This window comes from Pseudoalteromonas holothuriae, from assembly GCF_945859825.1.
Classification (GTDB): Bacteria; Pseudomonadota; Gammaproteobacteria; order Enterobacterales; family Alteromonadaceae; genus Pseudoalteromonas; species Pseudoalteromonas holothuriae.
Window position 1 is genome coordinate 212419 of sequence record NZ_CAMAPC010000006.1, and the last position, 11792, is coordinate 224210.

Below are 11792 nucleotides of genomic sequence, written 5' to 3' on the forward strand. Positions count from 1 at the left end.
CTATGACAAATCAGGGGTCTTCTGATCAAAATCGCAACGCACAGCAAGGTGCTTCAACTGTGCAGGGTTCTGTTGAAAATAAAGTAAAAAACAAACTGCCAAAAGTGCAGCCATATGAAGACATCAGCGTAAGTGCCGCGTTACTTGGGCAGATGATGCAACAACTTGATGATGCTTTAGCAATCGATACTAAACCACTTAAGTCATTATTGGCTATGTTGGCACAGTTCAATATAAATGAACTGCTACAAAGTCATGAAGGGCTCTTAAGAGCGTACTTATCGGATTTAAACTCTGCATTGCAGCAAGTGAGTGCCACCTCGCTTGACTTAGCGCCTTCTTTTGTTTCGCCAAACGCTCAAGCAGGTCAATCATCACCACAAATGGGCATAGCTTCTGCAAATATTGAAGGTAGCTTATCGAGTGTTGAAGACTCCGAACTTCGCCAAGTTGATACACAGAGCATCATGCGTGAAAGTATGCGCTCAGTGCAGCAGAGTACGATTAGTTTACTTAAAGCCATTGATATTCAATCTTTGGATGCAAGTTTTACTGAGCTAAATTGGTCAGTTGGCGCTGTAAACAACTCAGTGCAGGAGTTATTAGCTGCACTTGAGGGCAATGTCGGATCAGTTTCTCAATCAGATAACGCCCAAGCGAATAATAAATTACAAAGCCCAAACTCATTATCACCAAAGCCTAATGGGGCATTGAATAATACTGCACTTGAGGCTGGGTCTTTAAAGGCAGCAAAGGCGGCGAATAAGCCGACTCAAAAGGTTCTTGATGAAGCTAGCACTGCTCGGGGCCGAAAGAGTAATACGCGCCGAACAAATACAGCGACAAATAAACGGTCGCGACAAAAAGCAGGTAATACCAAGCTAGGTATTAGGCCGACTATGGCTAAGCTATCAGCATTTAAGCAGCTAGATATGCAAAATGTTGCGTCTGATGATTTGACTCCCAGATTGCTAAAAGCGGCCAATCTAAAAGGCCCAGCAAACGCGTTGCAAACAGCCTTGCCAGCACTAAAGCAGTTGGATATGCAGGGCCTCGCTGCGGGTGATATATCGAGTCTGCTTGATGCAGCTCCGAGTTTACTAAAAGCGGCTAATTTAGAGGGCCCAGCAAAAGCATTGCACACAGCCATGCCAGCGCTAAAGCAGTTGGATATGCAGGGTCTTGCTGCGGGTGATATATCGAGTTTGCTTGATGCAGCTCCGGGTTTACTAAAAGCGGCTAATCTAAAAGGCCCTGCAAAAGCATTGCAAACAGCCATGCCAGCGCTAAAGCAGTTGGATATGCAAAGTCTTGCAGCGGGCGATATGTCAAGTTTGCTGGACGCAGCTCCGAGTTTACTAAAAGCGATTAATTTAGAAGGCCCAGCAAAAGCGTTGCAAACAGCCATGCCAGCACTAAAACAGTTGGATATGCAGGGCCTCGCTACGGGTGATATATCGAGTTTGCTTGATGCAGCTCCGGGTTTATTAAAAGCGGCCAATCTAAAAGGCCCAGCAAAAGCGCTGAATGATGTACTGCCAGCCATTAAACAGTTAGACATAAAAGCGGTAATGGATGGTGATTTACAATCACTTGTAAAAGCAGGACCCGATCTGCTTAAGGCGTTTGGCTTTGGTGATGCTGCGTCTGTATTTGAACAGCACTCATCAGCAATTGGTAAACTTGATTTTAAAGGCACCTTAAACGGAGACTTGTCGTCAATTGGAGATGCTGCTACTGAATTTTTCACTGATTTTGGTGCAGATGAACCGGCCCAGAACGAAAAGCCAAAGCGCCGTAAAAAGCGGCCTTCACGAAAGCGTACAAGTAAGCGACGAGCGTCTAAACAGCGCCAAACGCAATATCGTAGTGACAATAAGCCGTGGGCAAAAGAAAACCGTGATGTAATGGTGTCTAAGAAAAGTCAAAAAGCCAAGATTAAAACACCAAAACCAGCACTTAGAGTGCTAGATGGAGGTTTAGATAACAAGGTCAAAGGCTTCAAGCAAGCAGCTAAGCCAGTTTTCTCGCAAAATAAGCGTAAATTGGGTAAACGTCGTGCCGCGAATGATCCTATTTTTGGTGTAATGAAAAAGTCACCTGGTAAGCTTGGTGGTATTTTTAAAAGTTTAGCTAAAAGCCCTGTGACTAAGATGTTGGGTCGTTTTACTGGCCCACTGAGAACGATATTGAGTGCTGCAGATGTTGCCACAACACTATCTGATGACAGTTTAAGTAAGCGCGAAAAATCTCAGCAAATAGGTTCTGCGGCAGGTGGTGCTGGTGGTGCGCTTGCTGGTGCAGCGGCGGGGGCTGCAATAGGCTCTATTATCCCAGGGGTCGGTACATTAATTGGTGGTGCCATTGGTGGTGCGATAGGCTCATTTGGGGGAGAGTCAATTGGCGGGTTTTTAGGGGACTGGTTTGGTAGTTCACTTGAAGATGAAAAACCAGCAAAGAATGAACAACCTGCTGCACCAGCAATGTTAAATAGCACGACTGAAGAGCCAACTGGTAATCTAGTTAACGCCCAGTCGCTTAATATGGCTAACGTTGACGCCACACTTGGCAATATCGCAGCTAATGATTCAACACAGACTCAAGCCATAACTCAAACTACAGCCAAGAGCGACTCTACAAAGCTAAGTGAAGTTAAGCACCCAATTGATAACGTGTTGGGTGCTGCAGGTAATGCGCTGGGACCTGTTGGTGCAATGCAGCAAAGCTCAAGTAAGAAAAGCAACATACTTATGAGTATTGCTAACATGGGTGGCATTTTGGGCAATGTGGTCAATGGCCTTAGCATCCTGCGAGCTGCAACCAATGACACACTTTCTGCGAAAGAAAAAGCACAAGCTATAAGGCAAACTGGTGGTAGCTGGTTAACGGGAGAGCTCATCTTGGGCACGCTGGGTAAGTCGAAAAAAGGCAAAGCATTAGCACCGATGGCGAGCTGGGTTGGTGGCATGTTGGCGGGTCCTGCTATTGGTAGCTTAGGTGGTTGGTTAACTGAAACCATCATGGGTAAAGAGCAAGCAAGTACAAAGCCATTAAATGAAAGTGCTTTGAGTGATAGTTTTCGGAACGACAGTTCTCGGAACGACAGTTCTCGGAACGACAGTTCTCCAGCCGGTAATCTTTTGCCTGATAACAAGAACGATGCGCTTGCTGAAAATCCAAGTGCACTCCACCGAGCTCAGTCTAAAACATCAAGTGGCACGTCTGCTACACAAACCGTCAATAGCAGTGTCACGGTGAATGCAAACATTACGGTAAACGCCACACCAGATATGTCAGCTATGGATATTGCTGAGCAAATCAAGCAAGCGCTTGAACAAAAACAACAGCAAGCACAGCGTGATATGCGCTTGCAATACATTGATGAGGTAGCTTAATGGCAAAAGTAAATAGTGCGTCGCACATGATGCAACTGGGAGAGTATAAATTTTCAGTGAGTAGTGCGGCATTTAGCAAATTATCTTACGAAACAGAGTATCGCTGGAAGACCCAAGACTCTCAAACTGAAGATAAAAGCCCGGTTCAGCAGTTTGTTGGGGTGGGTAAGCAAAGTATTAATCTCGACGGCACAATTTATCCTCAGCTTGTTGAAGGAGGGTTAGTACAGGTCGATAAAATGCGAGCAGAGGCGGCTAAGGGTCAGCCTCTTACGCTAGGTTATGTTGAAGAAAGTGGTAAATCGAGTCCTTCTGTTGGGCGTGTGATGGGCAAATGGATAATCAAGTCTATCAACGAAGAGCGTTCGCTGTTTCTTAATGATGGTATTCCTAGAGAAATTCAATTTCAAATGACGTTAGACCGTTATGACGGTAATACAAAGTAACGAGGTAAATAATGAGCGGCGTAACTTATGTCACACGTGATGGTGACTGCCTAGACAACATTTGTTGGCGGCATTATGGGCGTAGCAATCAAATGGTAGAACTGGTGCTAGAAGCAAATCATGGTCTTGCTGAACGAGGGGCTATTTATTCTGAGAATATAGCAATATTCCTGCCAGAAGTAATTGAAAAGCCCATAGAAGATAACATCATTAATATTTGGGATTGAGGAATAAATTATGGATATACAACCTCAGTTTTCTATCAAAACCAATGGTAAAGAAGTTGCTAAACGCCTTATCGATAGGGTTGTTAACGTGACGGTTCGCATGAAAACTGGATTAATGAGCGATAGTTGTTATGTACGCTTTGATAATTTAGAAGCGGCGCCCATTCAACAGCCTAAACCCACAGATTTGGTTGAAATTGCAATGGGATACAAAGAGGGCAATGAGGATAAAAGCGCTACACTCACGCCACTAGGTAAGTTCGAAGTAGGGGAGTTTAATTTAACGGGTCCAGTGCGCTCTTTAGAGCTATTTGGTAATAAGTTACTTTGGCATACTGCTTTGAAAGCTCCAAAGCATCGCTCTTGGCCTGAAGACCCGAAACAGCCCAAGAAATTAGGTGAATTAGTCTCTGATATTGCAGGAGAATATGGGCTTGAAGCTAAAGTCGGTGATGCTTTTAAAAATATTGAGTTACCCCATATTGAACAAAGTGAAAGTGATGCTCAACTACTCAGCATGTTGGCTGAGCAATTCGATGCCATTGTAAAAATAGCCCATGACAAGCTGATCTTCATGGCAAGAGGAACTGGACGCTCGCTCTCAGGTAAAGAGCTCAAAGAAGTGGAAATAAAAAACTCACAGATATTGAGTTGGCGCTATGGTAAAGATGCTTATCGACAAGTAGGCGATGTAACCGCCTTTTATTACGATTTAGATAAGGCAGCACGCACCCCAGTTAAGGAAGGCAGTGGTAGCCCTAGTATTGTATTGGCATATGTATACGCTGATGAGGCGTCTGCAAAGCGTGCGGCAAAAGCCAAGCACAATAGACTAAAGCGTGCAAGTACGCGCATTAACCTATCCATTATTGGTGATGCCAACATTGTTGCCGGTGCTGTTGTTAAAATAGTTAATACTAAAAGCGACGCCGACGGCAAATGGTTTGTTGATGGTGTTGAGCACTGTATCAATAAGCAAGGTTTCCGCTCTCACTTGGTGTGTGAGCAACTTATTTAACAGGCCTCTTATTAAGTTTTTAGTTCTTAAATTACTTTAATTTATAAAAATATTGATGCTTTCGCCTTATAGAAGCGAACAAAGCATATCCTTCTTCTTTATTCCTACCAACGATTCCTTTCTCCAACTAAGGCTATCCTGTGCACATGTGCAGGCTCTGGCCTCCTTCCGAAAAATTTGCAAAACTCTGCTACTAAAATACTTCCTTAATAAACGTAAAATTAACTTCAATAAAATAACTTAAATTTACTTATCATAAACTTAATAATGCTCTCGGCAATTGATTGATCTTAGAACTCGTTTATAGGCAGTTTAAGAAAATGAAATATGTGAATATTTTGAATGTGAAGTCATATTTGCTTTTATTAATGATGTATAGAACCTACAGATGCAACGATGACGGTGCCTTAAGTGACTATGGCCAGTGCTAAGTATTCCGTATGGTTGGCCTTGTGAAGAGTAAACGTTAAAACGATTTACAGGGCAGGGGCTATTGGCCTCTGCCATTTCTATATTGCTAAAATTAATCCACCATAATATTTAATTCTTTTGAGGACTATGCCTGACGCCGCTAGCTGTATGTGAGAGTTGTGCTATCGACACGGTTTTGCCTCAAAATTTCAGTAGATGGTATTATTTTAATGCTTGTGCAACTTCGGCTATTTTTTGCCTTAACCAAATATGGCTTGCATCACGATGTAATAGTGGGCTCCAGATCATATCTAGCTCAAACGGTGGGATAGGGAATGGCGGTTCTAAAATTGCTAATCCTGGGTCATCTTTATAGATATTTGCTGCTTTTGACGGCAAGGTTGCTACTAAGTTTTGTTCTTTCGCTAAATGTATCGCAACATGGTAGTTACGTGTAAAAGTTGCAATATTTCTGTGTTTACCAAAATGTGCGAGTGCTTCATCCACCCAGCCTAATTTTTGCACGTCCGCAGGGTCCATCCCCACCCCCACACCAAATCCAGTTTTACTGACCCAAATATGGCGAGCATTTAAATAGGCATCTAAGTTAAAGCCATCGATGATAGGGTTATCTGATTTTACTAAGCAGCAGAAGCTATCTTTCCAAATTTGTTTATGATGAAACGATTGTGGCAGGTTTTCAAAACGGTTGATTGCCATATCAACTTTGCCATTTTCTACATCATGAAAGGTAACGTCGCTGGGGGTTAAAATATCTAATGTAGTATCAGGTGCTTCTTCATGAAGTTTATTTAGCAGTTTTGGTGCAAGGGTACTGGCGGCGTAATCGCTGGCCATGATACGAAACACACGATTACTTTGACTGGCGACAAACTCCCTATTTGGTGCAAGCGTTTCTTCCAGTGTCATTAATATGCCGCGAATTACGGGTTGTAATTCAAGGGCACGCTCTGTTGGCACCATACCTTCACTGGTACGCACTAAAATAGGGTCATTAAATAAGTTACGTAGTCTTTTCAGACCATTACTCATTGCTGGTTGAGTAATACTAAGTTGATTTGCTGCGCGTGTAACATTGCACTCTCGCAGCAGGGTATCTAAATACACGAGTAAGTTTAAATCTATTTTACTAATGTTCACGGCGTTCCTTTTTTATCTTATCTAGGTGGGTAAAGCGCTGAGATTGTGGGTAAGGATAGACATGTTTTACCACCTTATTTTTTATATCTCGTTGTGCCTGCTGCCAATAATTCGCTGTTAGTAATTCAGGATGAGTTTGTTCAAATATAGCTCTGAGTGTAGGGTTTGTGAGAACAAATGTACACAGTTGCTCAGGAAATACATCTTGTGGGGCTGCTGAGTGTTCGTCCATACCGCAGTATAAATCTGTCAAGTCAGTTTTTGGCATATCTCTAAACTTCATATTGGTAAGGTACTGTACTTCATCGTAATCATAAAAAATAACGCGCTGATGTTTACTCACACCAAAGTTTTTTAGCAGCATATCCCCCGGGAAAATATTAGCCTGAAGCATTTCTTTTATGGCGAGACCGTAGTCCCTCATCACATACTCGGTTTGCTTTTGATCGGCATTTTGCAAATAAAGGTTCAGTGGTGTCATGCGACGCTCAATGTAGAGGTGCTTTATAACGAGCATATCTCCTTCATCATACATACTATCTGCAATGGTATTGTTTAGTTGTTCTAGCAAACATGGCTCAATGCGATTTTTTGGAATAACCACATCAGAGTATTCAATCGTATCTGCCATTCGGCCAACGCGGTCATGATTCTTTACCAGTTGATAACGTTCTAAAACGGTATCTCGACCAAATGGTTTGCTCTCGGCAAAATTATCTTTAATGACTTTAAATACATACGGAAAATGAGGCAACGTAAATACCATCATCACCATACCCGGGGTGCCCGGTGCTATCGCAAACTTATCATCGCTGTTATTGAGGTGTGCTAAAAACTCACGGTAGAACTCTGTTTTACCTTGTTTATGAAACCCCAGTGCATTGTATAGTTCTGCAGGGGTTTTATTTGGCATAAGCTGATTTAAAAACCGCATTAAAGCTGAAGGGGCGTGAGTCTCCACCATAAAGTAGGCTCTGGCAAACCCAAAAATAACGCGCATTTGTGATGAGTTAGTAAGTAGTGCATCAATATATAGGCCACCTTCAAGGTGGTGCAATACTGAGATAATAAATGGTTGTACACCGCTTTTTGAGACAACGCGACCTATTATATAAGCGCCTTTATTTCTATAAAAAGGGGCTTGGAGTATATCAAATCGCATCATGTAGCTTTTGTGATGTGTATTTGGTGCTTGGCGAATAAACGCCTTCATGAGTAGTTTGATATCCCTATCTAGATTATTAAATTTACATTTAAACTCAATATGTTTAATTATCTCTTTAATAGTTGGTTTCAGCCCACTAACAACAGGAAAATAGCTACGATATTCTGCTTCTATAGGTAAAGCTGGGGCATCTTTTAAGGTTGTTTCAACAAAAATAAAATCGTTGTTAAAGTAACGGCGGTGAAACAGGCGACAAAAAACACTGTTGTAGAATGTTTCCGCTAGTTCAGCTTGGGGGTGAAAGCTCAGTAGTTCTAAATAGTCTTGCTTTGTTTGATACCATAATGGTTCGTTGAGCTTAGTACAGGGTAAAGATGCTTTTAAGCGGTCAATTGTTTCGTCAACTCGCCTATCATAGTGGCTGATCCTTGACTTACTAAGTTGCTGTATTGCTGACCACTCTTGCATAGCAAAAGCATGTCCAGTTTGCTGCGTTATACTTTGAAAGAGCTGATAATGCCTTGTAAATCCAGCTAATATCAGCTCAGCAATTGAAAATGACTGCACCGTATCACCTTAAGTGGTATGACCTGTTTATAGGTTAACGGTTTTTATAATCGCTGTCACTTATTCGTAACGTTTTAAGCGCTTTTCTAATTGTGCTATTTTTTTGCTCAGTGTGCGAGCTTGCTGGTGGTAAGTTTTATTGATGTCTTTGAGCTGCTGCTTTATATCTTTAAGCGTGTTGTTGCGCTCTTTATCATCCATTATGCGATTTACCCGCTGCTGTTGATCACGTGTTGCTCTGTCTCGTTCTCGGGTTAAAATTGCAGCTTCATGTTTTTTGGCTCTGATCTTATTTTTTAGATTACGAACCAGTTGCTTTTTTTCTAATCGATTGAGTGTTTTGTAATGCTGCTCAGATGGAACACCCGCACTGGGGTCGGTATTAGTTAATATGTGCTGGGTGCCATTACTACCGCATGGAAATTGACTATATACTGTGCCACGCTCTGTGACACACTTATAATAATTGACGATAGTTTTTGCATGGCTTGATAGAGAAAATAAAAAGAGTAAAAAAATAACACTGCGAATCATAAAGCTTCCTTTTGAGTAATTTCCTCACTCAAAGATAGACAAACATTGTAAAATGGCAAATTAAGGTTCGCTTTTTTTCAAGGAAAACTTTTTCAATATCTTGATACTATTGATTAAAAATGGAATATCAAGCTTTTGATCAATGTCAAAGCCTTCGGTGCCAGAAAGGTTTTTATAACTGCCATCTTGGCTAACCAAAGTAATCCTATCTTTTTTAAATGCCACCAATACACCTTGCGTATAGTTAACACCTTCAACACTCGCTGAGTGCTGGAGGTCTCTACCTAACATAGTATGACTTGCCAGTTCGGAACAATTCAAGTGAGAAGCAACCAGAGTGTAGGTGATGTCTTGCAATTGTTTAAAAAAGAGCTGCTGTGAAATGGTAAAATCATTACTGTATAAGACACTGTTATGTATCACATCGGTGCTTACTGGAGCCAAAGAAAACGCAATAATAGTACCTTGAATATTATTTTGTGTTTCCAGTGCGCTGGCACTAATAATTTTAATCGGTGACTCTGGATTTAATATGTCATTAAAACTTTCAAAACCAGTAACACTCAATAGTGGCTCAGAAGCGCTCCAAGGTGGCGGAGGCTGTTGTGACATTGCAGGTTTGTAAAAAGCAGGCAATCCATAGATGAGGTTGAATAATGCGTCTTCATGGTTTGTAGGTTGCAAAAGCTGTTTAATAGGCACAAGTTGCTGGCGAGTAACGAACTCTGCTAGTTTATCTGGCTGCTTGAAAACAGCGATAGTGACCGGTTTGTTAGTAGGTGCTTTGCAAATAGGGATAGGTTCGATGACTGAAAACGGGTTTTTTATTTGCGTTAAACTAATATCGTGCGCTTTTTCATAACGTTTTATGTCTAGCAAGTCATGCCTAGCTAACAAGGTTTTTGCCGTGGTTGGGTAAGAAAGTGGCAATACATTATCTTGTTTGGTGATATCAAAATAAGCGTTCGCATCAGCCCAAATATGAATGCTGTGGCTAGTGGCAAAACAACCCACTAATGCAACGGTGGCATATTTTGGAAATCTATATTGCTTGAGTTCAGCTAAGTGACGCCATGCTCGGTTGCCGGCAAGTAATTCAAAAATGAGTACAAGTAAAACAAAACCAATTGCCAACACCGAAGTGATAAAAGGCGAATCACTGAATTTATTCCACAATAACGAGACGATTTCAGGCCCTGACTGTAAATTTAAATGATAACCTAGTTGAAAGTATACAAAAGCGTCTAAGCTAAGTATAGAAACCCCACACGTTGCTATTAGCGCTGCCATACCGCGAATGTGCCGAGGGTAGGGGAAAACAAGACTGAGCGGAAATATGGTCAGTACAAATGCACAAAAAGTAATAAAGCTGGTGTGGCTTAGCCAAGTGATCAGCATGTAGAAGCCACCTAGCAGGCTTGCTGGTGTTTTGTCTGCAAATAAATAGCTACTACTGATAAGCAGTACTAACCCTATGTTTGCAAAGGTAAACCAGTGTCCCCAACTTAATAGTTGGCTAGCTTTAGAAGAAAACGGGCTTTGTGGGGTTAAATTCATTCAGTTATTTTACCGATTGTACGAGCGCTTTAGCGAAGTTTTCAGCAACTGATTGTCTTTTCGCTTCTGGCACATGTTCTTTTAAAATATGCGTGATAGAATTTCCCAAACACATAAGGCTCAAATCTACTGGTGCCTGCTGCGAGGTCAGTACATCGATGAGTTGATCAACAATTTGTTCCACTTGTTGGTTGGAATATTTAGATTGGATAGGCATCAGTTGGTTCAATATTAAAGAGTTATATTTTTTCATTTTAACACCAGAGGCGTGAAAAACAAAGATGAGCATAGAGGTGAATAAGCTAGTTGTACATTATGTCGACAAGCAAGATGAAGATACACAGATACACTTACGCGAAGATGAAATGCAAGTTAACGATAGAGTAAATGTGTTTATAGAACAGTTACACCATGCTTACAATGGTAAGCCAGGTAAGGGCTACTGCGCATTTAGTGGAGATAAAAACAGCAAAGTATCTGCGGCTATGCAAAGTTATCGTAACAATGAACTTGGCTTTTGGCACATGACACAACAAGCCACTGAGGTGCTAAAAGAAGAGTTGAACAAATATGCGTTTAGCGAAACTGGCTATTTGGTGTTTTGTCATTACCAGTATATTGCAACTGACTACATTCTAATTGCATTAATTAATATTAAAGAGCATTACTCAATTACCTCAGAGCTTGATTTATCCGCATCACGACATTTGGATATATCACGTATGCAGTTAGCTGCTCGTATTGACTTAACTGGGTGGGATGTACAGGCAGATGATGCGCGTTACATTTCATTTATAAAGGGTCGTGCAGGGCGTAAAGTTGCTGACTTTTTCTTAGATTTTTTAGGGTGTGAAGAGGGGATTGATCCAAAGCAACAATCGCAAGTCATGCTCAGTGCCGTTGAAGGGTATTTAAGCGAGCAGCAGTTTGATAAACAAGAGAAAGATGACTTACGTAAAGAGGTTTTTGACTATTGTAATGACTGTGTGGCGTCAGGAGAAGATGCCAACGTTGAAGCGCTATCCGATACCCTTTCAAAGTCTTCTGATGCGCCATTTGAGACGTTTTACAAAGAACAGGGCTATGAGCTAGAAGAGTCTTTTCCGGTAGATAAAAAAACGGTTAGTACCATGGTTAAGTTTTCAGGCTTAGGTGGTGGGGTAAGCGTAGGTTTTGAGCGTAAGCATTTAGGTGAACGAGTTATGTATGATGCACAAAGCGATACGTTGACGATTAAAGGCATTCCACCTAATTTAAAAGATCAACTTCAGCGTTTTTATGAGCAAGACGAATAACTGAAACCTTTTTTGT

Annotated in this window: 10 protein-coding genes; 5 read left to right on the forward strand and 5 right to left on the reverse strand. The window is 41.5% G+C overall.

Annotation, left to right across the window (positions count from 1 at the left end):
* Nucleotides 1-2 precede the first annotated feature (2 nt).
* Genes OCI93_RS10345 through OCI93_RS10360 form a run of 4 tightly spaced genes read left to right on the forward strand, consistent with a single transcriptional unit; the run spans nt 3 to nt 5086 of the window.
* Entirely contained in the window at nt 3-3395 is a 3393-nt protein-coding gene (locus OCI93_RS10345) for a hypothetical protein (protein WP_261626358.1), read from the forward strand.
* Complete coding sequence (locus OCI93_RS10350; protein ID WP_261592356.1) at nt 3395-3841, forward strand: phage tail protein; 447 nt, start codon at nt 3395-3397, stop codon at nt 3839-3841. The genes OCI93_RS10345 and OCI93_RS10350 overlap by 1 nt, the downstream gene beginning before the upstream one ends.
* Nucleotides 3842-3852: 11 nt before the next feature.
* Nucleotides 3853-4068, forward strand: a complete 216-nt coding sequence (locus OCI93_RS10355) for a tail protein X (RefSeq protein WP_261592357.1) — start codon at nt 3853-3855, stop codon at nt 4066-4068.
* Nucleotides 4069-4078: 10 nt separating this feature from the next.
* Nucleotides 4079-5086, forward strand: a complete 1008-nt coding sequence (locus OCI93_RS10360; protein ID WP_261626359.1) for a phage late control D family protein — start codon at nt 4079-4081, stop codon at nt 5084-5086.
* Between the two features lie 633 nt (nt 5087-5719).
* On the opposite strand, the gene OCI93_RS10365 is transcribed toward OCI93_RS10360, so the two are convergent.
* From OCI93_RS10365 to OCI93_RS10385, 5 genes are read right to left on the reverse strand one after another with little or no spacing between them, the layout of a single operon-like run.
* Nucleotides 5720-6658, reverse strand: a complete 939-nt coding sequence (locus OCI93_RS10365; RefSeq protein ID WP_261592359.1) for a LysR family transcriptional regulator — start codon at nt 6656-6658, stop codon at nt 5720-5722.
* The gene (aceK, locus tag OCI93_RS10370) at nt 6648-8390 is read right to left on the reverse strand and encodes a bifunctional isocitrate dehydrogenase kinase/phosphatase (protein WP_261626360.1); all 1743 of its coding nucleotides are present in this window, start codon (nt 8388-8390) and stop codon (nt 6648-6650) included. The genes OCI93_RS10365 and aceK overlap by 11 nt, the downstream gene beginning before the upstream one ends.
* 60 nt (nt 8391-8450) lie before the next feature.
* The gene (locus tag OCI93_RS10375; RefSeq protein ID WP_261592361.1) at nt 8451-8924 is read right to left on the reverse strand and encodes a DUF4094 domain-containing protein; all 474 of its coding nucleotides are present in this window, start codon (nt 8922-8924) and stop codon (nt 8451-8453) included.
* 60 nt (nt 8925-8984) lie between these two features.
* Nucleotides 8985-10481 carry a DUF3413 domain-containing protein gene (locus OCI93_RS10380; protein ID WP_261592362.1) on the reverse strand — a complete coding sequence of 499 codons (1497 nt, stop codon included), beginning with the start codon at nt 10479-10481 and terminating at the stop codon, nt 8985-8987.
* A 4-nt stretch (nt 10482-10485) separates the two neighbouring features.
* Entirely contained in the window at nt 10486-10698 is a 213-nt protein-coding gene (locus OCI93_RS10385; protein ID WP_261592436.1) for a YejL family protein, read from the reverse strand.
* A gap of 64 nt (nt 10699-10762) precedes the next feature.
* On the opposite strand from OCI93_RS10385, the gene yejK reads away from it, so the two are divergent.
* Nucleotides 10763-11776 (forward strand): nucleoid-associated protein YejK, encoded by a 1014-nt coding sequence (gene yejK / locus OCI93_RS10390; protein ID WP_261592363.1) that lies wholly within the window; start codon nt 10763-10765, stop codon nt 11774-11776.
* Nucleotides 11777-11792: the final 16 nt, after the last annotated feature.

Coding starts and splice junctions, on each gene's coding strand:
- OCI93_RS10380 (WP_261592362.1), bottom strand. CDS start 10,481: ATGAATTTAACCCCACAAAGCCCGTTTTCTTCTAAAGCTAGCCAACTA.
- OCI93_RS10360 (WP_261626359.1), top strand. CDS start 4,079: ATGGATATACAACCTCAGTTTTCTATCAAAACCAATGGTAAAGAAGTT.
- OCI93_RS10345 (WP_261626358.1), top strand. CDS start 3: ATGACAAATCAGGGGTCTTCTGATCAAAATCGCAACGCACAGCAAGGT.
- yejK (WP_261592363.1), top strand. CDS start 10,763: ATGAGCATAGAGGTGAATAAGCTAGTTGTACATTATGTCGACAAGCAA.
- OCI93_RS10355 (WP_261592357.1), top strand. CDS start 3,853: ATGAGCGGCGTAACTTATGTCACACGTGATGGTGACTGCCTAGACAAC.
- OCI93_RS10375 (WP_261592361.1), bottom strand. CDS start 8,924: ATGATTCGCAGTGTTATTTTTTTACTCTTTTTATTTTCTCTATCAAGC.
- OCI93_RS10385 (WP_261592436.1), bottom strand. CDS start 10,698: ATGCCTATCCAATCTAAATATTCCAACCAACAAGTGGAACAAATTGTT.
- OCI93_RS10350 (WP_261592356.1), top strand. CDS start 3,395: ATGGCAAAAGTAAATAGTGCGTCGCACATGATGCAACTGGGAGAGTAT.